This is a genomic window from Bacillus sp. FSL W7-1582, assembly GCF_038593325.1.
Classification (GTDB): domain Bacteria; phylum Bacillota; class Bacilli; order Bacillales; family Bacillaceae; genus Bacillus; species Bacillus altitudinis.
Window position 1 is genome coordinate 755576 of the sequence record NZ_CP151987.1, and the last position, 24629, is coordinate 780204.

A 24629-nucleotide genomic window follows, 5' to 3' on the forward strand; every position below is an offset into this window, starting at 1 on the left:
ATGAAAAAAGGAATACTCTTACTCATTTTGGTCTGTCTTTGTACAACGCTCACCTTTAATGAAAAAACAGCAAAAGATTCTTTCCTGGAGCACAGCCCATTATATATTGTGGTATCAGGTGTACCTGATGGCGGATTTGACCAAACGGCTCAAGTGATGAAAACCGTACTAGAACAAGAAAAGCTAGTGGAAGAGCCTGTGCATATTCTTTATCAAAGAGGCGGAACGGTTGATAAAGGCTGGACCTATATGATGGAGCGAGATGCCAATTATATCAGTTTAAATTCAAGCTTATTATTAAGCCGTAATTTGCTGGGCAGCAGTAACGTGACCATGAATGATGTTACCCCGCTCGCTATTCTTGCGGAAGAGTGGCAGGTAGTCGCAGTGCCAGTTGATTCTCCTTTCTCAAATGGAAAAGAGCTATTACACGCACTAAAAAAGAAACCGGATTCCTTAAAAATTGGGTTTGCCCCGGACTTTGGAAATGATGATCAAATCTCATTCGCACGGGCTGCCGAAATGGCAGGGATAGATCCGTACCGCATTCAGTTTTTAAAATTTGACAGTGCAGATGATTTATTTCAAGCACTCATTGACCATGAGGTAGATGCGGCGACTACAACCATTACAGAAGTTCGCCATGATTATGAAAAGAAAAGGTTGAAGCTCGTTGCAACCACAACGAATCAGCGTTTAGAAGGATTCAAAGACGTGCCCACTTGGAAAGAACAAGGGATTCCGCTCATCTTCTCTCATTGGCGTGGTGTGATGGGACCAAAGCAAATGAATCAGCACGACATTCGAGCATGGGATCAGCTTCTTCAAAAAATGACGCAAACGAAGTCATGGAAAAAGCAGTTAAAACAAAAAGGCTGGACAGGCCGTTATATGAATAGTAAAGAAGCAAAGGTCTATATGGAAGATCAATTAAGGCGTTATGAGCAATTTATACAAGGAGAAAAAGCGGTCAAATGAGACCGCTTTTTTTCATGGAACCAACAAACAACAACAATTGCACAAAATGAACAAAAAGCATTTATCGACCAAAAAAGAATTAAAATTCATAATATTTACTTCAATTAAGGCGTCAGATATCATGACAGAAAGGGTTGGAAATGGGATACCAACATTTAATGAAAGCGTATACAACATAAGGGGTGAACGAAATGTTAGCGATCTTAGGATTTCTTATGATGATTGTATTTATGGTTTTAATTATGACGAAACGTATGTCTGTTTTAACGGCATTGGTATTAACACCGATTGCATTTGCTCTTATTGCAGGTTTTCATTTTACAGAAATTTCAGACATGATTGTCAAAGGTGTACAGCAAGTTGCACCAACGGCGGTCATGATCATGTTTGCCATTTTGTACTTCGGGATTATGATTGATGCAGGTTTATTCGATCCAATGGTGGCGAAAATTTTAAAGATCGTCAAAGGCGATCCATTAAAAATTGTTGTCGGAACAGCCGTCCTGACGATGCTTGTCGCACTTGACGGTGATGGAACCACAACGTACATGATTACAACAACAGCCATGCTTCCGTTATTTACACTGCTTGGCATTCGTCCGATTATTTTAGCGGGTATCGCTGGAGTCGGCATGGGGATTATGAATACGATTCCATGGGGAGGGGCAACACCTAGAGCGGCAAGTGCACTTGGCGTTGATCCATCACTTTTATTTGGCCCGATGATTCCAGTCATTGGTGCAGGGGTTTTGAGCATGATTGTGGTGGCATACTTTCTTGGGAAGTCTGAAAGAAAACGTCTTGGTGTTATTGAGCTCGAACAGCCGATTCATGCAAATGAAATGGCAGCGGCACTGCAAGATGATATTAAGCGACCGAAACTTTGGTGGTTTAACCTAACGCTTACGTTGTTATTGGTGCTCCTTCTTGTCTCAGGAAAAGTCAGCTTAACGGTTCTATTTGTTCTGGCTTTCTGTGTGGCAATTATCGTGAACTATCCGAATTTAGAGCAGCAGCGTGAGCGGATTGCGGCTCATTCAACAAATGTTTTGGCGATTGCTTCGATGATTTTTGCGGCAGGTGTTTTTACAGGCATCTTAACTGGGACGAAAATGGTTGATGAAATGGCGATTTCGATTGTTTCGGCTATTCCAGAGCAGCTTGGCGGGTTTATTCCAGTCATTGTCGCGCTAACAAGCGGGATCTTCACTTTCTTTATGCCGAATGATGCATACTTTTATGGGGTACTGCCGATCCTATCAGAAACAGCGGCAGCATACGGTGTCGATAAAATTGAGATTGCGAGAGCATCTATCATTGGTCAGCCGATTCATATGTTAAGCCCACTTGTTCCATCAACTCATTTACTTGTTGGACTCGTTGGGGTATCACTAGATCAGCATCAGAAATTTGGCATGAAATGGGCGGTTCTTGCAGTCGTCGCCATGACAGTGATGGCGGTTCTCATTGGGGCCATTTCGATCTGGTAATGAGAAGAGTGTCTGCTGCTCATGCAGGCACTCTTTTTTAGGTCCTATTGCAGGGCAACATCCATTCATTTGCCCTATATAAAGACATGCATGATTCCTCCAAAAGATATATTTTTGAAAAATGCTGACACTTTTGCTGTTTTTTTCTTTATAATGCAAATCAACGAAGGGAGAGGATAGCATGTCCAAACAGAAAAGTACCATTCTTTTTGCTGCTGTATGCCTCATGGCAGGAAGTTTGTCGATGGTGACACCAGCTTCAGCGAATGCAGAGACCCCTTATTATGGAAAAAGCTATGAGCAGCCAGCCTCGGTTCAAAAACTGTATCCTGAGCCTGACGAAACGTTTGATACCCCTGCCTTTCAGAAAAAAGGAGAAGCATTTACCACACAAGAAGAGCTTCAAGATTTTTTACGTGACATTGTCAGTAAAAGTCCTTACGCCACGCAGAAACAGATTGGAACATCCATTGAAGGAAGGTCCATTCCAGCCCTCTATTTTACAAAGGATCGTCACATCTCTCCACTGTCAAAAAAGCCAACGATCTGGCTTCAAGCACAAATACACGGAAATGAACCAGCCTCCGGTGAATCTGCCCTTGTCATCGCCAAACGACTAGCAGGTGATGAAGGAGAGCGTATACTGAGCCATGTCAACGTCATCATTGTTCCAAGAATCAATCCAGATGGTTCTTATGCATTTGACCGCAGGCTTGCAAACGGAATGGATGGCAACCGTGACCACATGACACTAGAATCTCCAGAGCTGACAGCCCTTCATCAAGAATTTAATCGCTTTGCGCCCGAGGTCGTCATCGATGCCCATGAATATGATGTCGGTCAAAAGCAGTTTGAAGACATCGGTGCATCAGGTGCTCTCAAGTATCACGATTTGCTGATATTATCCGGTAAGAATTTGAACATTCCTGAAAGCATTCGTTTCACGTCAAATGAATTGTACGTCAACGGAGTGCGTGAAGCATTGACGAATAAAGGATTTTCCAACGATTTATATTATACAAACACAAGAGGGAAGGACGGAAAAATCGATCTTTATGAAGGCGGAACTGATGCACGAATTGGCCGAAATGCCCTAGCGCTTTCACCAGCTTTATCCTTTCTCGTAGAAAGCAGAGGGATTGGAATTGGCAGAGAGGACTTTACCCGGCGCGTGGCAGCACAAGTCACCACTCATGAAAAAATCATTGAGACAACAGTGAAGCATGCTAAGCAGGTGAAGCAGCAAATGGTGACGGAGCGGCTGAAACTTGTGAAAAAAGGTCTTCAACCAAACGATGATGATCAAGTAGTCATTCAAGATGCTTTCAAGGCGCCTGTGAACGATTCACTTGAAATGGTGGATATTGAGAAAGGACAAACCACCAATGTCCCAGTGCGTTTTCATAGTGCAAGTGATGCGGTTCCTGTATTGACAAGAGAACGGCCGACAGCTTATCTCATTCTCCCAGGACATGAAGGAGTAGATAGAAAGCTCAGAACTTTAGGATTAAAAAGTGTGACACTGCCTGTTGGCATGAAAGTGCCAGTACAAGCCTATGAGGTGACAAAACGAGTGGAAACAAGCAAAACAGATATTCAGCTTGAAACGAGACTCGTTGAAAAGAAACGTCAGCTGCCAAAAGGAACCAAGGTATATGTGACGGCACAGCCAGAGACCAATTTGTTGTCACTTGCCCTTGAACCAGAATCAAAAGACAGTTATATGTCATCGGGTTTTATTGCATCAAAAGTAGGCGATGAACTACCAGTTTACCGATTCTTGTTATCTCAAAAGACGTTAGGTATAAATAAAAAGGACTAAAATCAAGTTCATTTTAGCCCTTTGTCAACCACCCTAGAAGCGGCACAGTGCGTGCCGCTTTTTCTATTTTCGTCCAGCTCTGATCTCATCTGTCAAACCTTCATACGGTGCTTCTGCGATAATCGTTTCATCGTTTACCCCAGCATGGTGGATGTACGTAATGTCTGCGAATTCTGGTACGACATACTTCGGATAGGTTTCATATTTTTCACGGGATTCTTTCATGAGGTCGATATAGTCATTTTGATAGCAAACGGTGATATCTGGACGTTCATGCACCCATTTTGGGAAGAAAATGACGCCATGCATGCGTTTTTCCTCAGGCATAAAGTTTAAAGACACGTCTGTCCCAGTCGGTTCCGTCCAGGAAACTTTGTATACCCCTTTTGTCAGTTTCACAATATTCACTTCTTGATCACGAACCCAGCGGCCTCCAACCATTCCGCTATGAATGCGGTAATCAATGGTGTGATCATTTTTAATGTAAATCTCATATTCCCAGCCATTTTCATACGTATAAATCATATGAAGTCCAACGAATTGATCCATGTTTATTCCTTCTTTCAATTAAAATGATGTTGCTTCAAACATGTCATGATTTACATGTTTATTTTAGGGTGTATGGTATACTATTGTCAAAGAATATGCGTTGGAGGCATGTCATGAGAGTACTGAAATATGCCATTCTTGGCTTACTAGATCAGCGTGAGCTGACGGGATACGATATGAAGAAACACTTTGAAGATTCCCTTGGACAGTTTTGGAGTGCGAAGCATAGTCAAATATACCCTGAATTAAAGCGGCTAACAGAAGAGGGTTTTATTGAATTTGATATTCACATACAAGGAAAAAAGCTAGAGAAGAAGGTTTATCAAATCACTGATGCAGGAAAAAGAGAACTGCATGAATGGTTAAGGGAAAAAGGCCCGATTCCAGACACAACAAAAGATGAATTTATGTTAAAAACGTTCTTTATCTCATCTATGGATCAAAAAGAAGCGGCCGGTCTGTTCGCACATCAGCTGCTGGAGCGAACAAAGAAAGTAGAGATGCTTAAACAGAAACTGAACATTTTAACAGAAGAAGATCCATCTGCCCAATCACTGCATTCAACACAATTCGGGCATTATTTAGTGCTGACAAGAGCAATTGAAAGGGAAAAAGGATATGTTCGCTGGCTCCAAAAGACCCTTGAAGTCATTGATTCATCCATTGTCTAAGGACAATCGTCGCACGATATGATAAAAAATGGTTTGAAACAAGTGAATTTATCAATAGAAACCGCTACAATGGATATATTCGTATTAAAGTGAGGCGAGTATGTTTGAGTAACCAAGAAGCGTTGTGGAATGAAGCAGAAGCTTTTATTTCTGTATGCTATGAAGAATTAGGCAAATCAAATGAAGAAAAAGCAGCACGTCTGCATGAAATAAAAAAAGAAATTGAGTCTGATGGCATGTATACTCATACGCAGGAAGAATTAGCTCACGGGGCAAAAATGGCATGGCGCAACAGCAACCGGTGCATTGGGCGCTTGTTTTGGTCAACACTGCATGTGCATGACTGCCGGCACGTGACAACAGAAGATGAGGTGAAAGAGGCACTCTTTCATCATATTGAGTATGCGACAAATGGGGGTAAAATCAAACCGTCCATTACCATCTTCCCACCAGAGAATAAGGGACGGAAGGAAGTCGTTATTTATAATCATCAGCTCGTTCGTTATGCGGGATATGAGTCGGAATATGGCATCATTGGAGACGAGGCATCACTTGAATTAACCAAGTTGTGTGAAGCGCATGGCTGGAAAGGCGAAGGCACGCATTTTGACCTTCTGCCACTGATGTTTCAGCTAAAAGATCAGCCGCCGGTTCTGTATGATCTTCCGAAAGAGATCGTTCAAGAGGTAGAGATCACTCATCCTGAATATGATGGGTTCGGTGATTTAGGACTGAAATGGTATGCTGTTCCGATTATTGCTGATATGAAATTAGAAATTGGTGGCATTCATTACAATGCGGCACCGTTTAATGGATGGTATATGGGAACAGAAATTGGCGCACGAAATCTAGCTGACGAAAACCGCTACAATATGCTGAAAAAAGTTGCTTCTATTTTAGGGCTCGATACAACAAAAAATTCGTCACTTTGGAAGGACAAAGCCATTGTCGAGTTGAATGTGGCGGTTCTTCATTCTTACCGGGAAGCAGGGGTGACCATTGTGGATCATCATACAGCTGCCCATCAGTTCAAACAATTTGAAAAACAGGAAGAAAAGGCTGACCGCAAGCTGACTGGCGACTGGACATGGCTGATTCCGCCAGTATCACCGGCTGCTACGCATATCTTCCATCGTCACTATGACAATACGATCGTGAAACCGAATTATTTTTATCAGGAAAAACCCTACCACGGGACGGAAAGAGCCTAGCGAAAAGCTAGGTTTTTTTGTATGAAATGAGTCTTTTGAATGTTGTTTGATTTGGAAAATGATGGTTTAATGGCGGTGAAATCAAAAAGGGGGAATATAGATGAAAAAAATGACGTTGCTCATATTTTTGGCTGTATTCAGTTTCAACGGATTTCTACCACTAGGTGATGAAAGAGCTAAAGCAACGACTGGAGCAATGGTTCAGAATGACATCGATTTAAAGGTGACAACCGATCGTTCAACTTATACTTCGCTTCATCCTCAGGTCAACGTCAACATGACAGCAACAACAAATGAAACACTTTATTATACAGCTGCTGTTCGAAAACTTACTTTCCCAGTGACACCAGTCTTTACACACGAAGGGTCTATCTCTGGACAAAACGCTTTCGCAGCACCTACTCGTTTATTACTTCCTAACAGTGGATCAGCCAACTATGATGTTCATGTGAGTCTCTACAAAGATGCTTCACGTACAACCTTGATTGGTTATGATGTTGCAAACCCATTTACTGTTGTGAAATAAAGGATACACATCAACTATCCTCTAATCCGAAAGTCTTGATAATGGGCGAACGTGGTGAGCGGCTTCATGTCCAAATGTGTGACTTTTGAAAATGGACTACCTTTACGGACGGTCTCTAAAAAGTCAAACACCTCCTGCTGCTCTCCTTCTACTTTTAACTCCACGTGACCCTCATCTGTGTTGCGTACCCAGCCTTTCATCCCTCGATTGACGGCTTCTCCTTGAACAAAATAACGAAAACCGACTCCTTGCACTCGTCCTTTTACAATAGCGTGATAATGAACCAATGTCATCTCTCCTTTTTCTCATCGTACCATAACCTGCCTCATTCCTTCATGTACCGACTATGATTTAACTGTCAAACCATGTAAAATAAAAGGCAATCAGACAATCTAAGGAGATGGCGAGAGTGGGGCAGACAAGGTACGACATCGAAGGAATTCAAGTAGGGCAACCTATCACCACCTATGTGAATGGTAAAGAAATCAAAACAGCCATCAACAAAAAGCGTATTCACGAGCCTGTTTATTTGAGTAAGCTCAATTTTGATGGAGATGGCCAGGGTGATTTGGTCCATCACGGAGGTGATGATAAAGCCATTTGCGTCTTTCCATATGATCACTATACTTACTTTGAGCAATTTTTAGGAGTGTCGTTACAGGAGGCAGCTTTCGGTGAGAACGTGACCGTGCATCAGCTTGTAGAGACAGAAGTCCGTATTGGTGATGTATTTCAGTTTGGGGAAGCGATTGTTGAGGTCAGCCAGCCAAGACAGCCATGTGTGAAGCTCTCTCTTAAGCATGGAAACATGAAGCTTGTGAAGGAAGTGCAGCAAACGGGATATACCGGTTTTTATTTGCGTGTGCTGAAAGAAGGAATGGTCTCTCCTGATGAAGCTCTTGTGTTAGTCGAAAAAGCGCCCCATTCCATCACAGTCCACGAAGTCAATGAAGTCAAATACCGTCAAGTAGATCAAAACAGGCTGAAAGCAGTTCTTGAAGTAGATGCCTTAGCAGATGTGGTCAGGAAGTCTTTAGAAAAACGTGTTCAGCCCATATAAAAAAGCCGTACATCTGCTATGGATGTACGGCTTTTCAACATTTAAGAGCTCGTTTTCTTTTGCTCAAGAAGATTTGCAAGGAAATAAGTTTTAAAGCTTTGAAGCTTTCTTCCTTCATGCTTGGTCACACCAAGCTTCTTTAATTCTTCGACATACCAGCCTTTGCTACCATAATGCATGATAGAAAACTCCTTTCAATGGAAACTGCCTGCATTGTAACATCTCAAAAAAGGACGTGAAAAGTGTGCAGGTGTTTAGAAATGAAAACTGATTCTATCTGCCTATGATCCATGTATATGCTGGAAATAATTATTTATGAATTTGGCGGGTTGAGGGTAACGATGATCATGCCCACTGTCATAATCATGATGACAATACCGAGGTAGGTCATCATGGATTGTTTTTTCTTAATACCTACAACCGTTAAAATAATACTTTCAATAAAGAAGATAACACCGATGATGATGAACCACATATCAAATAAGACCCCTTTCGCATATCTTTGCCTATTTTACCACAGGCATTTTTGTTTAGTCGTGACAGATTCGTGAAAGGGATTGCAGATTGTTGAGAAAGGGCTAAAATGAACTTGATTTTAGCCCTTTGTCTTCTCTTCAGCGTGATAGAAAACCTTTGAAGTCTAGGAAGGACGAGTACTGGCGCGCAGGACTGACACCGAATGCGAGGGTTTGTCTACACGCTAAAATCCCCTCCAGTGAAGGAGGGGACCCGCTTGCTTACAGCTTTGTTAAAATAATCGGTTCGTCTTTTGTGATCACAATCGTATGTTCAATCTGTGCGACCAGACTCTTATCAGGTGTTTTAAATGTCCAGCCGTCATCCGCTTGATAAATCGACTCAGCATTTGTTGAAATGAAAGGTTCAAAGGCGATGACAGTCCCATTCTTAAACAAAGCATTATCGAATGGATCATAATAGTTCAAAATATGGTTAGGTGCTTCATGCAGGCTTTTCCCAATGCCGTGTCCTGTCAAGTTCTTAATGACGGTAAATCCTTGTTCTTTCGCCGTATTGTAGACCGCACGGCCAATTTGATTTTGTCTTTTTCCGGCTTTCGCATGCTTTAATCCTTCAAGGAATGCATCCTCTGCACACTGGCATAATGCTTCAAGACGAGCATCTCCTGTACCTAAAACGAATGAAATCCCAGTATCGGAATAATATCCATCAAGCTCTGCTGAGATATCAATATTAATGAGGTCGCCCTCTTGTAAAATGGTTTTTTCACTTGGAATGCCATGTGCGACTTCATCATTGACACTGATACAAGTCGTACCGGGGAAATCATATTCTTTTTCAGGAGCTGAATTGGCTCCATGCTCTTCTAATATTTTTTTTCCAATCAAATCTAATTCTTTTGTAGACATGCCTGGTTTCGCTTGGCTTTTCATTTCTTCTCTTGCCAAAGCGACAATTCGGCCGACTTTTTTTAAGGCTTCTAACTCATGATCATGTTTGACAATCACTGTTCATTCCCGCTTTCTATAACTTCATTCTATTCAATAGCTTACCACATTTTACGCCAAAAGAGTAAAGGCTGAGATTTGGGTGAGATGTGGACAAATTGGTATAGATAACTAGATGTGCATATGATATATTTTTTATGAACATCATGAGAGATTTGTTCATGATGATGACGAAGGGGGGAGAAATAAGATGGTGTTTCAGTTTTTTCAAAAGTTAGGAAAATCATTTATGCTTCCAATCGCTGTGCTTCCTGCAGCGGGTATCATTTTGGCTATTGGGCGGGAAGATGTATTCAACATCCCGTTTATTCATGCGGCAGGAAATGCAATTTTTGCGAATTTGGCTTTAATTTTTGCTATGGGTGTAGCGATTGGTATTTCAAAGGATGGTAACGGAGCAGCGGCGTTATCTGGAGCGATCTCTTATTTTATTTTGTCAGCTGGTACCACATCGATCAATTCGACCAACAATATGGGGGTATTGGGTGGTATTTTGTGCGGACTTTTGGCAGGTTACGTTTACAATAAATTTAAGGACACGAAACTGCCTGAATACTTAGGTTTCTTTAGTGGAAGACGGCTTGTGCCTATTATGACAGCACTTTTTACCATTCTATTAGCAGCCGTTTTTGGTTATGTATGGCCTCCAATTCAAAGTGTGATCAATGATTTAGGGGAGTGGATTTTAAGTCTTGGAGCAACGGGTGCCGGGCTGTTTGGCTTCTTTAACCGCTTGCTCATTCCATTAGGACTTCACCATGTGCTGAATAATCTATTTTGGTTTCAATTTGGTGAATTCAGCGGAGCGACAGGTGATTTAGCGCGGTTCTTCAAAGGCGATCCAAGTGCAGGTGTCTTTATGACTGGTTTCTTCCCAGTGATGATGTTTGGGCTGCCGGCGGCATGTCTCGCGATGGTTGTGACCGCAAAGCCTGAAAAACGAAAAGCAACAGCCGGTCTTATGATTGGAATGGCACTGACGTCATTTATTACAGGAATCACAGAACCAATTGAATTCTCATTTATGTTTTTATCTCCACTTTTATATGGTGTTCATGCGATATTAACTGGTCTTTCGCTCTTTATTGTCAACACCTTAGGCATTCATAGCGGTTTCGCTTTTTCAGCGGGTGCGATTGATTACGTTTTAAGTTTTGGAATTGCGCAAAAACCCATTCTGTTACTTGTGGTTGGGGTCATCTATGGCGTGATTTACTTTGTTGTTTTCTATTTCCTGATTAAATTGTTAAAGCTAAAAACACCGGGCAGGGAAGATGATGACATCGAAGATATTTCAGGGGATGATACACATACTGCCGGAGCAAGTATGCTCATAGAGGGACTAGGCGGCAAAGACAATATCACCACAATTGACCATTGTGCGACCCGTCTTCGTTTAACAGTAGAAGATACCAATTTATTAAATGAAGGTACATTGAAAAAAGCAGGTGCCAAAGGGGTACTGACGTCAGGAAAAACTTCCGTACAAATCATCATTGGAACAAATGTCGAATTTGTCGCCGATGATCTTCGTAAGGAAGTCGCTCAGGACTAAAAAAAAGCGTTCAGCCAGATCAAATGGGCTGAACGTTTTTTTGTTTTCGCTGTTCGATTACCAGTACAATGCTGATGACAACAAGTAAAAACCATGAACTGATTTTACCAAGATGGACGAGAGACCAAGCATGCTGCTGATTTGGATATTGCCATGCTCCTAAAAAGGTCGTGACATTTTCGGCCACCCAAATAAAAAAGCCAATCAGCAAAAACGAGATAACAAGCGGCATGCGAAAGGTCGATGAACCGACCTGAAAGGAAACGGTTGTTTTTCGAAACACAACCACTAGGAGTAATGTCAGCCACCAGCGTAGATCATAAATCCAGTGATGAGTAAAGAAATTGAGGTAAATACATAAACTGATCCCAATCGAAAGATACGGATGAGGCCATGCTTTCACCTTCACGTGAAGTCGAGTCAGTGCCTGATAAATATAGCTTGCCACGCTCGCATACATAAAACCGCTATAGAGCGGAACCCCCAAAATTTTCGTATAAGCTTCTTCAGGATAGGACCATGAACCCATATGTACTTTGTAGATTTCTAAGCCTATTCCAATCACATGAAAGAGACAAATAACCTTCAACTCTGTCAGTGTCTCAAGCCGCAGCATCAGCATGAGGAGCTGTGCCATAAGGCAAAGCAGAAGAATAACATCATATCGATGAAGAAAAGGAATAGACACGACCTTTGATAGGGCAAGCGCCGTAAAGATCATGACAGGAAATAGACAAGAGATGGCCTGTAAATAAGCAAAATGAAATAATGTTTTCATACAAAATGTAGCCCCTTTTTACTGTCTGAAATAACTTAGACGGCCATAGCAAGGGGAAAGTTTACCTCGACTAGATATTCATGAACAATTTGTGAATATATATGTGAAAAGGATCACAAATGTATATTAAGTAGTATAATAAGATCATAAAGAAAATGTGAAATATTTCACATAATTTAAAAGGAGGCATCATCATGTTTACAAAATTCTTACAAACGAATGTATGGGCAGCGGTTATCCTTTTGGCAGCAAGACTTTATATCGGATGGACTTGGCTGACATCTGGTATTGGAAAACTAACAGGCGGATTCGATGCATCAGGATATTTGCAATTTGCCATAGCTGAACCTGTTGTGAAAGATGGACATCTTGTTTATCCGTTCTATGTCTGGTTTTTAGAAAATGTCGCGTTGCCAAATGCCGGACTCTTCAGTGCCATGGTCATGTGGGGAGAAATCTTAGTTGGTCTAGGACTAATTGTTGGATTGTTCACAACAACAGCAGCCTTTTTTGGAAGCGTGATGAATGTCTCTTTCTTACTAGCTGGAACCGTTTCTGTTAACCCGCTTCTTCTTCTAATCGCCGTCTTCATTATGGCAGCGAAAGGAAATGCCGGAAAACTTGGCCTTGATTATGTAGCAGGTCCAGTCCTTAAGCGAAAACTGAAAAGAAAGCCGCATTTAGAAGTGGCATCATAATAAAGAAAAGCATCCTGAGCGAAAACTCAGGATGCTTTTTATTTAGGAACCGGCTTTGATGAGGTTAATATGCACCACAGTCAGCTCGTGCTGACTGATATCTGGATCATGTCCGACGATAAATTCGAGCTCATAATCACCGGTCTGATAAACGTATTTCTTCTCTTTTGTTTGTGGGATGGTGCTGACTGAATCTGCTGGTCCAAGCTGTTTCTTTAATAGGGAAGGAGTCATTCCTCCGATATTCGTTTCTTTTTCTACATTTGTTCCAAAATAACGGATTTCGTTAATCTTGCCTTTTTTGTCATAGTGAAAAGCAAATCCAGGGTTGCCCATCTCAGCATGATACAAATCAAAGCCGCTTTGACCCGTTTCTGGATAAGGCTGTCCTAGTTTATGCCGAACGTCTTTTTTTGTTTGAACCCCTATTTTGAGTCCTTCTGCATAGTATGGCATTTGTCCTTTATGCGCCAGCTGATAGATGCTGTTTAGCGCTGCATTCGGCCCTTGAGGAATGGACTGTTCTGCCTGCGTTTGGGTCATGGCGTGCGCTGAAATCGATGGGCTGAAAGCAAATAAGGTGGAAGAAGCGAGTGAAGCGGTCACAACAAAAGCTGCTGTTTTTTTCATGATCAATAATCCCTCCTTCTTCAACTATACCCGGTGTCATGCGGATCAAACGTAAAAAGCCCCAGCTGATCTTGGATCGGCTGGGGCCTTAAATGAGAAAGTTATTTGGAAGACGAGCTGGATTCATCTTTGGCGGAAGAGGAATCTTTTTCATCCTGTACTTTCTTTGTGTAGTCATAATCATTTCGCTCAATTGGTGTAAAGCCTTTAGGTTTGTAGAAACGGAGTAAATCTTCCGTGACAATCTTATCAGATGTCTCTAGCATCTTTTTCACCGTTTCGTTTTCTTGTGATGCCTTTTCAGTCGGCTCGATTTTTTCACCTGTTTTGTTGCTGTAATAATTGTTGCCTACTTTCGTGTAGTCCTTAGACACGAAGTCTCCATTTCTAAATGGCACAAGCTCTTTAAAGTTCTTCGATAAGATATCAGAACCAGACATTATATAGTTCTTCGTATCATCTCCGAGCAGGTGGAGAAGGGTAGGCGCAACATCGACTTCACCAGAGTATTTATGAATCTGTCCGCCTTTTACGCCTGGCACATGGATAAAGAGCGGCACACGCATAAGCTGGGCATTTTCATAATCTCCAATTTTTTCGCCAGTCACTTTTTCCATCGCTTCATTATGGTTTTCTGAAATGCCGTAATGGTCACCGTACATAATGACGACGGTATTGTCATAGAGACCGGATTTCTTCAAGTCATTAAAGAACTGTTCAATGGCTTCATCTAAATAATGAGCAGATTGGAAGTAGTTATCAACGACGGAGTCTCCGAAGTCGCCAGGTTCAAAATCGGTATCACCTTCATCCATACCAAATGGGAAGTGGTTTGACAGCGTAATGAATTTCGAATAAAACGGCTGTTTTAGATTTTCAAGCATTGGCATGGATTCTTTGAAGAAAGGTTTGTCTTTCAATCCATAGTTCTTCGTATCTTGTTCATTCATATCGTAGTACTCAGAATCGTAAAATCTGTCATATCCAAAGGACTTAAACATTTCATTTCGGTTCCAGAACGTTTTCGTATTTCCGTGGAATTCAGCGGACGTGTATTGGTCCTTTTTCAAAATGCCAGGAAGCGCCTGATATGTGTTTTGAGCTTTGTTAATAAACACAGAGCCTTGTGATAATGGGAAAAGCCCCGTATCCATCATAAATTCCGCATCAGATGTCTTTCCTTGTCCTGTTTGATGGAAGAAGTTATCAAAATAAAACGTTTTGTTGTCATGGGCTAATGAATTGAGGAAAGGAGTGACCTCTTTTCCATTCACTTTGTAATCAATGACAAAGTTTTGCAGTGATTCAAGAGAAATTGTAATGACGTTCATGCCTTTCGCTTTCCCGTAATAAGCCGGGTTAGGATCAGCGCTGTTCGCCTTTAGATAATTCTCTACATCTGTTACGTCACTTGAATTTGCCAGGGCACGCTGGCTGTTTGATTTCACATTTTGAATAGCATCAAACACCGTAAAATTATAAGCACCCAAGTATTTGACTAAATAATTGCGGTCGAACGATCTTGATAAAAGCTCTGGGCGATCAATTTCTGCTGCGATTAAGTTGACAACAAATATCAGAACAGAGGACACAAGAACGAGTCTAAACGATTTTGTTTTTTGAACAGGTACAGTCGCTGTACTTGTTTGCTGCTGTCTTTTCATGCGGACTGCGAGTACGATCAAGATGATGGTATCGAGAAAGTAAAACATATCAGTCCAACGCATGAGTGAAAATGCACTATCACCTAATTGTCCGCCATTCGTTCCTGCCTGCATCACTGTAGGCAGCGTGATAAAGTCATTGAAGAATCGATAGTACACGATATTTGCGTAAAGTAAAAAAGACATGAAAAAGTGAATCACAATGATAGCGGCAGGCTGCCATTTTTTCTTGAACAATAAAGCAAAGCCAAGAAAGAACAAGCTGGAGCTAATAGGATTCACAAAAAGCAAAATATGCTGAAGCACATTTGATATACCAAGTTTAAATTCGATTAAATAAGCTGTATACGTCTTGAGCCATAACAAGATGGCTGCAATTACAAAGAAGCCGAGGCCTCTTTTTTGAATAAATGTTTTCATTTAAACACTCCTTTTCTCCGTTAAACGGAAGAGGCGGAACGAAAGAAAACGAACCATTAGAATATACCATGAAATGCACAAATAGAAAAGTCATAACCGGTGAGCACCTAAGGCAGCCTGTCCGAGCTAGAGTTGGGAAGACATCGAAAACATTCGATTTCCGAAAAACTTTTTGTGAAATCTATCCTAATAATTACAGAAAATTCTGTATTTTTCCTGTTGCTATATCAATAAAACAGGTAAAAAGACACAAGTCTAAAGAATTAATTTGATTTCTACAATGGTGCATTTAGGCGGATTTCCAGTGTTTATTAATGTTTATGCAGGTTAAGTAAAAAAAATGAATGAATAAGCAGCTGAATTGTCTGGATAATAATTCCTTCATGGAAGTATATTAATATATTTTATTGTTTCACAAACATAATGGTTTTGATGTGTATTGTAAGGGTTTTATTCGTTTTGACGAGCGAACAAATTATCTAAATATACTTAAGCGAACAGTTCGACACTATAAACTTTTGAAACGGGGTCGATATAGACAGTGACAGGAAATCTTCCATTGAAAGGATTGATAGTATATGACTGTACGAGCACAGAACCTCGTTCAGAACTGGTTTCCGAGTGAGGACGGAAATGCAGAAGAGCGGAAAGAACTCATTAAATTAATGGAACAGATCATTTCAGGGGTCGATGACCTGAAGGATCCGAACCGTGCTCACCTAAAAGGTGAAAAGAATCGTGAGGAGGACTTTTACAAAAAGCTCACTGAAACAAGTCAAATTCCGATGAACGGACAACAAGCGGAACTTGTGAATGAAGAATTACTGAAGCTTTTACATAATCATCCATACCACACGAAGTATTTCTTCACGAACATTTTGCCAATGGCAAGTACACCAGGAATTCTAGGCATGCTGACGGCTATGCTGGTTAACGGAAACAACCTATGGGATGTGTATGGACCAGCAGGCGCGGAAGCTGAGGTCAGAGTGGTCTCAATGATGTCTAAGCTCATCGGATATGATCCAAATGTGAGCGGGGGCTACACAACATGGGGAGGTCAAGGGGCTATTTTCTCGGGACTTCGTTTAGCGATTGCGAAAGTTGCACCGGAGTCATTACGAAAAGGTGTCCCGCAAAATCTTTATGCGTTTTGTTCTGATGCAGCACATTACAGCTTATTTAAGTCAATGGAAGCAACAGGGATTGGCACAGACAACTTAATCAGAATTAAGACGAATAAAGATCATTCGATGGATATGGAAGATTTGCGTTGTCAAATGGAACGTGTTGCCCAAAATGGCGGAATTCCCGTTTATATTGTGGCAACAACCGGAACAACAGATGCCATTGCAATTGATGATGTAAAAGGGGTGCGTGAAACGGCAGAAGCCATTGCTGAGAAGTATGGTCTCAAGGTGCCGCATATTCATGCAGACTCGGCGCTTGGTGGATTCTTTGCTTTCTTTAATGAGTATGATGTATCTGAAAACCCGCTGCAATTCTCAGACGGTGTTCTTCGTATGTTAAAAGAAATCAAAGCAAAGTTTCAGCATCTTTCTCTTGCTGATACGATGTGCTTTGATTTTCAAAAACTTGGACAAACACCGTACACATCTAGTTTATTCTTAGTGAAAAACGCTGCTGACTTAAAGCGCTTGGACCTAGAAGAACAAGAAACACCATATGTTGGACATAGAGGATACGGGGAATACCATACCGGTTATACGCTTGAATGCTCAAGAATGGGAAGCTCCATCAGCATGCTAAGTGTGCTGCTAACGTTTGGAATTGAAGGATACCAGCGCTTGCTCGGTCAATTTTTAGAGGTGAACCTTGCATTTAGAGAAGCACTTCGTCAGGAAATTCCACAAGCAGAAGTCGTCAATGATGACAATGTCGGAATGGCTACATTGTTTAGAATTTACCTAGACGGCTCTCCTCGTTTTAAGGAAGAAATATCTGGAGAAGCAACTGCTATGGAAATTGAGCGCAACAATGATTTGAACAAAATCCTCTTTGAAAAGCTTGGAGAGAAAAGAGACGAAATGTTCTTTGGTGATACAACGAAGTTTTTACAAGTCAATGCCAAAGAAGGTCAAGAATTCTATCTAAGTGTGAGTAAATTTTTTGTGATTTCACCTTATACGTTACCGGAGCATATCCCTCATATCGTATCTTATTTAAAAGATGTCATTGCATCTGTTTGTGGACAATTTGAAAGTGTAGAGGCTTAAATTAAAATTGAGAGTGGAGATGTAGAAAAAAATGGCGAAACAAAGGAAGTTTGGAGGACTTACGATATCCTCCAAAATCATGTCAGTCGTTGTCGTAACATTACTCGCAACCGTTGCATTATTCGTTCTAACATTTTATTTAGTTAGCCAGGATTTATCTTCCCAATTATTAAAGCAATTTGATTATCGATTAACAACAGATATTGATACAGCGAAAAAAGAAATCGATAATATTGATGGAAATGTCCTTAGCATTAGCGGGAAGGATGATCCCATTTATGTGGAGATCAAAAAGAAATTCACAGAACTACAAAAAGATCATACGCTTGAGAACTTATACGTGTTATCAAATAAGGGCGGCAAAGAAAGAATCATCGTACTAACAGGGGAAGACAATGATTTTGATCAAGATTATGTCTTTTCAGATGAAATGAAACAAGCTCTTTCTGAAGATAAAATGGTCAAAAGTGACATTTATGTTGATTCGTATGGGACTCATAAATCCGTCTTTTTACCAATTAAAGATTCAGGCGGTGAACTCACGGGGATTTTAGGAATTGACTTAGATGCGTCTGTTGTTCCAGCAACAACGAAAAAGCTGACAATTTATATTACAGTAGCATCTGCGATTGTGCTCATCGGCGGATTACTCTTCTCATTCTTCATGGGAAGAAGAATTGCAAAACCAGCACGTTCATTAATGGAATCAGCGGATCGAATTGCAGATGGTGATTTAACTGGCATGGTAGAAGTTCAAAGTCAAGATGAGATCGGTCAATTAGCGGCTTCCTTCCAGAAAATGCAGGGACGGATCAAAGAGCTTATTGGAAAGATCTCAAACTCATCAAGTGAAGTGTCGAAAATGTCTTCACAGCTTCGCACAGTGACAACGGAATCTAGTCAAAGTGCACAACAAGTGTCAGAAGCGATGACGAATATGAGTGAAGGAATCAATGATTCAGTCGCAAACATTACAGACTGCACAACATCTGTTGCGGAAATCGATACTCAAATCGAAGGCGTGACAAAAGAAGTGGATGAAATGAAATCTGTTTCATCAAAAGTACAAGAGCAGTCAGAATCTGGTCAAAAATTGGTGCAGCATGTGCTTGAACATCTCAACATGTTACACGACATGATGACAAGCTCCAAGCAAGCGGCAGAAGAATTGCAATCACATTCAACAGAAATTGAAAGTGTCATCTCCATTATTACGGACATTTCAGCGCAAACGAATCTGCTTGCACTGAATGCTTCTATTGAAGCCGCACGTGTAGGAGAAGAAGGAAAAGGATTTGCTGTTGTGGCTGATGAAGTCCGTAAGTTAGCTGAACAGTCAGCTGATGCAGCTAAAACGGTCTCAGACTTAGTCATTGGCACACAGGAAAATAGTCAGCGTGTCCTTGAAAGCGTGGAGGAAAGCAGTAAAGCAGTGGAAGAAGGCCGTGAGCAAATGAAAGGCACCTCGCAGAACTTCGCTGGTATTTATGATGGAGTGTCTCAATTTGCAAGCAGAACGAACAATTTGCTTCAATCTATTCAGCAGGTAGAACGAGCATATCAAACAATTTCTACATCGATTGAACAAATTTCGGTCGTGTCAGAAGAACATGCGGCAAGCTCTCAAGAAGTAGCGGCAGCAACAGAACAACAAAGTGCTGGCATGCAGCAAATTTCAAGTGCGATTGAACAGCTCTCTGACATGTCAGAGGACTTGGCACAAATGGTATCTACTTTTAAAATCGACAAAAAATAACGAGAAAGCTGGCTCTTGTGAGAGAGTCAGCTTTTTTGCTATGCTTAACCAAATATCAGACGATCTGAAAGGAGACGTGTCATGGATTTTGCGCAGAGATTGTCAGAAGAACGGATCAAAAAGGCGATGGACCATGGAGCTTTTGAAGGACTATCAGGCTTTGGGAAACCTCTGCCAAAGGATGATGCTGCTCATGTACCTGAAGAGCTGAGGATGGGCTATCGAATCATGAAAAATGCAGGCTTTGCCGGGGAAGAAACCGCTTTGAAAAAAGAACTAATGACGGTCAAAGAATTACTGAAAACGAGTATAGATGGAGAAGAAAGAAAAAAACTCTCTCTCATATGTGAGGAAAAACAGAAACGCCTCGATGAACTCACATCCAAGCGCCAAACGTTTGCTCGACCAGCCTCCTCCTTTTATAAGAATAGGGTCTACGAAAAACTAACGGAGCATAAAAAAAGATGATGACACGCTGCCTCTCTGAGCACATTGAGGGAGCTTTTTTTATGAAAGCGCTACATTTTCTTATTGACTACATGTATATACAAATATAAAATATGAAGTGAACATGTATATACAAGTTTTGATTCTTTTTTCTTATAAAAAAACGATCTCGGAGGGGATAGCATGGCTGATTATCAGGCAGCGGCAGATCAGATTGTGAAAGCCATTGGCGGCAAAGAAAACATTGATCAAGCCACACATTGTGTGACAAGACTTCGTTTTGTGCTAAAAGATGAAGGTAAGGTGGATGAGAAAGCACTAGAACAAATTGATGAAGTGAAGGGATCTTTCTCAGCGAATGGCCAATACCAAGTGGTCATTGGTCAAGGAGTGGTGAATCGGGTTTATGCCGAAATGGTCAAACAGACGGGAATCGGCGAAGCGACAAAAGAGGACGTCAAGCGTGCCTCTGATCAGAAATTAAACCCACTTCAGCGTGCGGTGAAAACGCTTGCAGATATCTTCATTCCAATCCTTCCAGCTATCGTGACAGCCGGTTTATTGATGGGGATTAATAATATTTTAACAGCTCCTGATATTTTCTTTGATCAAAAATCCATTGTGGATGTGTATCCGGCATGGGCGGATTTAGCAAATATGATCAACTTGATTGCAGGTACTGCCTTTACCTTTTTGCCAGCATTAATCGGCTGGTCGGCTGTCAAGCGGTTTGGAGGTAATCCACTTTTAGGGATGGTCCTCGGACTGATGCTTGTACATCCAGATCTGTTGAATGCGTGGGGATATGGAGCGGCGGAAAAGACAGGTGACATTCCTGTCTGGAATTTGTTTGGACTTGAAGTACAAAAGGTAGGTTACCAAGGGCAGGTTCTTCCGATACTTGTCGCCTCCTATTTACTCGCAAAGCTCGAATTATTTATTACAAAGCGGACACCTGAAAGTATTCAGTTGTTAGTTGTTGCACCAATTACATTACTACTCATTGGATTTTTATCATTTATCGTCATTGGTCCCGTTACATTTGCGATCGGAAACGTATTAACATCTGGACTCGTCACTGTATTCCAGCAATTCGCAGCACTTGGCGGCCTTTTATATGGTGGATTATATGCAGCGTTAGTCATTACAGGCATGCACCATACGTTCCTAGCTGTCGATATTCAGCTGATTAACTCAAAACTGCACGGCACGTTCCTATGGCCAATGCTCGCACTATCTAATATTGCTCAAGGATCAGCGGCACTTGCGATGATGTTTGTCTTAAAAGATGAAAAGCAAAAAGGGCTCTCGCTGACATCAAGTATTTCTGCTTACTTGGGGATTACTGAACCGGCGATGTTTGGGGTGAACTTGCGCTATAGATTCCCGTTTATTTTTGCCCTGATCAGTTCAGGGATAGCTGGTATGTTTATTGCCTCACAAGGGGTACTGGCAAGTTCAGTCGGCGTTGGAGGCATTCCAGGAATCTTCTCGATCATTCCGAAATATTGGGGGGCATTTGCCATCGGAATGGTGATTGTGCTGATCGTCCCATTCATTGGTACCCTTTTATATGCAAAACTTAAGAAGAAGGATGTATCACAAGAACTTAACTAGTGGTGGTGAAGGAAATTGAATCAACAAACAAACGAACCGTGGTGGAAAAAAGCCGTGGTCTATCAAATCTATCCGAAGAGCTTTTTAGACACAACAGGCTCTGGTACAGGTGATATCAATGGTGTGACGAAAAAGCTCGACTATATTAAAGAGCTAGGGGCGGATTGTATTTGGCTGACTCCTATGTATGAGTCACCACAGCATGACAATGGTTATGATATTAGTGATTATACAAAAATCCATGACATGTACGGCACAATGGCTGATTTTGAGCACATGCTGAAAGAAGCACATGAACGAGGGATCCGTGTCATCATGGATCTCGCCGTGAACCATACGTCGATTTTCCATGAGTGGTTTCAAGCCTCCCGAGAGTCGAAGGAGAACCCGTATCGAGACTATTATATTTGGAAGGAGCCGAAAGCGGACGGCTCTCCTCCGAATGACTGGCAGTCAAAGTTTGGCGGGCCAGCGTGGGAATTAGATGAAGCGACAGGTGACTATTATCTTCATTTATATGATGTTACCCAGGCAGACCTCAACTGGGAACATGATGAAGTACGCAGGAAAGTATATGACATCATGCACTTTTGGTTTGAAAAAGGGATCGATGGATTCAGACTGGATGTCATCAATAACATTTCAAAGGATCAACGCTTTTTAGATGATGCCGGGCAATCAGTGCAAGGTGATGGACGTATGTACTATACAGATGGGCCGAGAATTCATGAATTCTTGCATGAAATGAACCAGGAAGTGTTTTCGAAATACGATAGCATGACCGTGGGGGAAATGTCTTCAACGAATATTGCAGACTGCATTCGGTATACAAGACCTGATCGGCAGGAGCTGGATATGACGTTTAATTTTCATCATTTAAAAGTTGACTATCCTAACGGTGAAAAATGGGCCATTGCGCCATTTGATTTTCTAGAGTTGAAGTCAATTCTGTCAGAATGGCAGACGAAAATGCATGAGGGCGGCGGCTGGAACGCACTCTTTTGGTGCAACCATGATCAGCCACGCATCGTGTCTAGATACGGTGATGATGGCACGTACCATCAGCAATCAGCGAAGATGCTGGCGACCACCATTCATTTGATGCAAGGCACTCCTTATATTTATCAAGGTGAAGAAATTGGGATGAAGAATCCTCGCTTTGAGGACATTTCGTCATACCGCGATATCGAATCACTCAATATGTACGAAGTCATGCTTGAAAAAGGGAAAACAAAGGAAGAAGCTTTGGCGATTTTACAGGTCAAATCAAGAGATAACGCAAGGACACCTATGCAATGGACGGCGGAAAAAAATGTGGGGTTCTCAAAAGGTACGCCTTGGATTGAACCAGCTCAAAACGGCATTTCAGTAGAAGCTGCCTTAAAAGATGAGACGTCGATTTTTTATCATTATCAAGCTCTTTGCAGACTTCGAAAAGAACTTGATGTAATCACCTATGGAAGCTTTACTTTATTGCTGGCAGATGATCCAAAGGTGTTTGCGTATGTCCGAGAAGGCAAAGATGAGAAGATTCTCGTGATCAACCATTTTTATGCAGGCGAGACGGACTTTACACTTCCAGATGAGCTTGCAAAGGATGTCAATGAAATGGAAGGGCAAGTCCTGCTGTCCAATTATGAGGATGTGCCGGCAGATATCAAGGGATTTACGTTGCGCCCATATGAGTCAATCGTTTATCATTTAACCAAACGCTAGTAAATGGGGCGGAAGGAAAATGAAAGAGAATAAGTTTCGAGTGATCTATGATCAGCTCGCAAGACGAATTGAACAAGGTGAATGGCAGGATAAAGGCATCCTCCCATCAGAACATGAGCTGTCTGTCATGTATGACACATCCCGTGAGACGGTGAGAAAGGCATTAAACATCCTTGTGCAAAATGGCTATATCCAAAAAATTCGCGGGAAAGGCTCAGTATTGCTGAACCGAGAGAAAATGCAGTTCCCAGTTTCGGGTCTTGTCAGCTTTAAAGAGCTTTCCCAAACGCTTGGGCGCAAGACGGTAACAACGGTTCATGAGTTCGGTTTAATCAAGCCAGATCAGTATATTCAGTCTCAGCTGAAAATCAGTGGGCAGGAGGACGTTTGGGAAGTCATTCGCTCTCGCAATATTAGCGGAGAAGAAGTCATTTTAGACAAAGATTACTTTTTGCAAAAACATGTGCAGGTCTTGTCTAAGGACATTTGTGAAGGATCGATTTACGAGTATATTGAAGGAGAACTTGGGGTCTCGATTAGTTATGCTCAAAAGGAATTTGTGGTCGAGCCATGTACTGAAGAAGATGAAAGGTATCTCGATTTGAACGGGTTTGATCATGTGGTAGTGGTGAAGAATTATGTGTTCTTGGAGGATACGAGTCTATTCCAATACACAGAAAGCCGCCACCGCCTAGATCGTTTCAGGTTCGTGGATTTTGCTAGAAGAGAGAAGTAGACAGGGCCGAGGCTCTGTCTATTTCAGGTTTTAGGGAAACAAGAGCAACATTCTAGGAGGACAAATGATCAGACTGAATAGACCATTAAAATTAAGAGATTTAGAAATTTTTAGCGTGATGAAAGATCACAGGATTTTATGTTATGTCATCATTGAAGACACGCGAAAACCGTTTACGGAAGAAGATAGAAAATTAGAGCCATTATGTGATATGGATGAAGAAGACATTCAAGCGATTTTGAATGTGTTTCATATTTCAATTATCAGTGATGAAACATTAAATGAAGAAGATTTAACCCTAGTGAAATCGTACTTTGCTGAATTTGTGAATAATACGAACTTAACGAATTTCATTACGAGAGAATATGTTCAAGAGGATTTATATGCCGTTGATGATGAAGATGATATCACGTTCTTTAATAGAATGCTGCGTCATATAGGGTCAGATGATGTGAAAAAATTTGATGACCGTCATTGGATGTATTTATCCCAAGATTGATAGTGAGATGGAAAAAGGACAGAGCCGAAGCTCTGTCCTCAGCGTGTAGACAAACCCTCGCATTTGTTGTCAAATCTGTGCT

The 24629-nt window shown here is 41.4% G+C and carries 24 protein-coding genes; 16 read left to right on the top strand and 8 right to left on the bottom strand.

Annotation, left to right across the window (positions count from 1 at the left end; genetic code table 11):
* The 3 genes from NSQ11_RS03765 (at window position 1) to NSQ11_RS03775 (ending at window position 4290) form a co-directional block, all read left to right on the top strand.
* The gene (locus NSQ11_RS03765; protein WP_046342937.1) at window positions 1–978 is read left to right on the top strand and encodes a tripartite tricarboxylate transporter substrate-binding protein; all 978 of its coding nucleotides are present in this window, start codon (window positions 1–3) and stop codon (window positions 976–978) included.
* Between the two features lie 191 nt (window positions 979–1169).
* Window positions 1170–2468, top strand: a complete 1299-nt coding sequence (locus NSQ11_RS03770; protein ID WP_008341779.1) for a citrate:proton symporter — start codon at window positions 1170–1172, stop codon at window positions 2466–2468.
* A gap of 181 nt (window positions 2469–2649) precedes the next feature.
* Window positions 2650–4290 carry a M14 family metallocarboxypeptidase gene (locus tag NSQ11_RS03775; RefSeq protein ID WP_342501272.1) on the top strand — a complete coding sequence of 547 codons (1641 nt, stop codon included), beginning with the start codon at window positions 2650–2652 and terminating at the stop codon, window positions 4288–4290.
* Between the two features lie 63 nt (window positions 4291–4353).
* Here NSQ11_RS03775 and NSQ11_RS03780 read toward each other — a convergent pair whose 3' ends face one another.
* On the bottom strand, window positions 4354–4839 hold the full coding sequence (locus NSQ11_RS03780; protein WP_025206914.1) for a phenolic acid decarboxylase: 486 nt from the start codon (window positions 4837–4839) through the stop codon (window positions 4354–4356).
* A 113-nt stretch (window positions 4840–4952) separates the two neighbouring features.
* Between NSQ11_RS03780 and NSQ11_RS03785 the strand changes: the two genes are divergently transcribed.
* The 3 genes from NSQ11_RS03785 to NSQ11_RS03795 all read left to right on the top strand — a co-directional run bounded on the left by NSQ11_RS03785 (window position 4953) and on the right by NSQ11_RS03795 (window position 7247).
* Window positions 4953–5510 carry a PadR family transcriptional regulator gene (locus NSQ11_RS03785; protein WP_017358773.1) on the top strand — a complete coding sequence of 186 codons (558 nt, stop codon included), beginning with the start codon at window positions 4953–4955 and terminating at the stop codon, window positions 5508–5510.
* 104 nt (window positions 5511–5614) lie between these two features.
* On the top strand, window positions 5615–6721 hold the full coding sequence (locus tag NSQ11_RS03790) for a nitric oxide synthase oxygenase (RefSeq protein ID WP_058214353.1): 1107 nt from the start codon (window positions 5615–5617) through the stop codon (window positions 6719–6721).
* Between the two features lie 100 nt (window positions 6722–6821).
* Window positions 6822–7247 (top strand): hypothetical protein, encoded by a 426-nt coding sequence (locus NSQ11_RS03795; RefSeq protein WP_058214352.1) that lies wholly within the window; start codon window positions 6822–6824, stop codon window positions 7245–7247.
* Between the two features lie 14 nt (window positions 7248–7261).
* Here NSQ11_RS03795 and NSQ11_RS03800 read toward each other — a convergent pair whose 3' ends face one another.
* The gene (locus tag NSQ11_RS03800) at window positions 7262–7534 is read right to left on the bottom strand and encodes an acylphosphatase (RefSeq protein WP_058214351.1); all 273 of its coding nucleotides are present in this window, start codon (window positions 7532–7534) and stop codon (window positions 7262–7264) included.
* A 122-nt stretch (window positions 7535–7656) separates the two neighbouring features.
* On the opposite strand from NSQ11_RS03800, the gene NSQ11_RS03805 reads away from it, so the two are divergent.
* Entirely contained in the window at window positions 7657–8307 is a 651-nt protein-coding gene (locus NSQ11_RS03805; RefSeq protein WP_058214350.1) for an MOSC domain-containing protein, read from the top strand.
* Window positions 8308–8348: 41 nt separating this feature from the next.
* Here NSQ11_RS03805 and NSQ11_RS03810 read toward each other — a convergent pair whose 3' ends face one another.
* The 3 genes from NSQ11_RS03810 to map all read right to left on the bottom strand — a co-directional run bounded on the left by NSQ11_RS03810 (window position 8349) and on the right by map (window position 9794).
* A complete protein-coding gene (locus NSQ11_RS03810) occupies window positions 8349–8486 on the bottom strand; it encodes a YflJ family protein (RefSeq protein WP_008341771.1) in 138 nt (45 codons plus the stop codon).
* A 134-nt stretch (window positions 8487–8620) separates the two neighbouring features.
* The gene (locus NSQ11_RS03815; RefSeq protein WP_008341770.1) at window positions 8621–8782 is read right to left on the bottom strand and encodes a hypothetical protein; all 162 of its coding nucleotides are present in this window, start codon (window positions 8780–8782) and stop codon (window positions 8621–8623) included.
* Window positions 8783–9044: 262 nt separating this feature from the next.
* Window positions 9045–9794 (bottom strand): type I methionyl aminopeptidase, encoded by a 750-nt coding sequence (gene map, locus NSQ11_RS03820; protein ID WP_008341769.1) that lies wholly within the window; start codon window positions 9792–9794, stop codon window positions 9045–9047.
* A gap of 190 nt (window positions 9795–9984) precedes the next feature.
* On the opposite strand from map, the gene nagE reads away from it, so the two are divergent.
* Window positions 9985–11349: an N-acetylglucosamine-specific PTS transporter subunit IIBC gene (gene nagE / locus NSQ11_RS03825; RefSeq protein ID WP_342501273.1), complete on the top strand. Its 1365-nt coding sequence runs from the start codon at window positions 9985–9987 to the stop codon at window positions 11347–11349.
* A 19-nt stretch (window positions 11350–11368) separates the two neighbouring features.
* Here nagE and NSQ11_RS03830 read toward each other — a convergent pair whose 3' ends face one another.
* Entirely contained in the window at window positions 11369–12127 is a 759-nt protein-coding gene (locus NSQ11_RS03830) for a DUF817 domain-containing protein (protein ID WP_254506371.1), read from the bottom strand.
* 194 nt (window positions 12128–12321) lie between these two features.
* On the opposite strand from NSQ11_RS03830, the gene NSQ11_RS03835 reads away from it, so the two are divergent.
* The gene (locus tag NSQ11_RS03835; RefSeq protein WP_007496570.1) at window positions 12322–12825 is read left to right on the top strand and encodes a DoxX family protein; all 504 of its coding nucleotides are present in this window, start codon (window positions 12322–12324) and stop codon (window positions 12823–12825) included.
* A 42-nt stretch (window positions 12826–12867) separates the two neighbouring features.
* Here NSQ11_RS03835 and NSQ11_RS03840 read toward each other — a convergent pair whose 3' ends face one another.
* Window positions 12868–13455, bottom strand: a complete 588-nt coding sequence (locus NSQ11_RS03840; RefSeq protein ID WP_017366815.1) for a YjgB family protein — start codon at window positions 13453–13455, stop codon at window positions 12868–12870.
* 101 nt (window positions 13456–13556) lie between these two features.
* Window positions 13557–15539 carry an LTA synthase family protein gene (locus NSQ11_RS03845; RefSeq protein ID WP_254506370.1) on the bottom strand — a complete coding sequence of 661 codons (1983 nt, stop codon included), beginning with the start codon at window positions 15537–15539 and terminating at the stop codon, window positions 13557–13559.
* 578 nt (window positions 15540–16117) lie between these two features.
* Between NSQ11_RS03845 and NSQ11_RS03850 the strand changes: the two genes are divergently transcribed.
* From NSQ11_RS03850 to NSQ11_RS03880, 7 genes are all read left to right on the top strand, one after another.
* Complete coding sequence (locus NSQ11_RS03850; RefSeq protein WP_007496575.1) at window positions 16118–17776, top strand: pyridoxal-dependent decarboxylase; 1659 nt, start codon at window positions 16118–16120, stop codon at window positions 17774–17776.
* 31 nt (window positions 17777–17807) lie between these two features.
* Complete coding sequence (locus NSQ11_RS03855; RefSeq protein ID WP_048002723.1) at window positions 17808–19532, top strand: methyl-accepting chemotaxis protein; 1725 nt, start codon at window positions 17808–17810, stop codon at window positions 19530–19532.
* A gap of 81 nt (window positions 19533–19613) precedes the next feature.
* Entirely contained in the window at window positions 19614–20000 is a 387-nt protein-coding gene (locus NSQ11_RS03860) for a DUF1992 domain-containing protein (protein WP_057078330.1), read from the top strand.
* A gap of 162 nt (window positions 20001–20162) precedes the next feature.
* Window positions 20163–21596 carry a PTS system trehalose-specific EIIBC component gene (gene treP, locus NSQ11_RS03865; protein ID WP_017358785.1) on the top strand — a complete coding sequence of 478 codons (1434 nt, stop codon included), beginning with the start codon at window positions 20163–20165 and terminating at the stop codon, window positions 21594–21596.
* A 15-nt stretch (window positions 21597–21611) separates the two neighbouring features.
* Complete coding sequence (gene treC, locus NSQ11_RS03870) at window positions 21612–23312, top strand: alpha,alpha-phosphotrehalase (RefSeq protein ID WP_046527354.1); 1701 nt, start codon at window positions 21612–21614, stop codon at window positions 23310–23312.
* A 19-nt stretch (window positions 23313–23331) separates the two neighbouring features.
* Window positions 23332–24048, top strand: a complete 717-nt coding sequence (gene treR / locus NSQ11_RS03875) for a trehalose operon repressor (RefSeq protein ID WP_007496585.1) — start codon at window positions 23332–23334, stop codon at window positions 24046–24048.
* A 64-nt stretch (window positions 24049–24112) separates the two neighbouring features.
* The gene (locus NSQ11_RS03880) at window positions 24113–24547 is read left to right on the top strand and encodes a hypothetical protein (protein ID WP_048002063.1); all 435 of its coding nucleotides are present in this window, start codon (window positions 24113–24115) and stop codon (window positions 24545–24547) included.
* Window positions 24548–24629 lie beyond the last annotated feature (82 nt).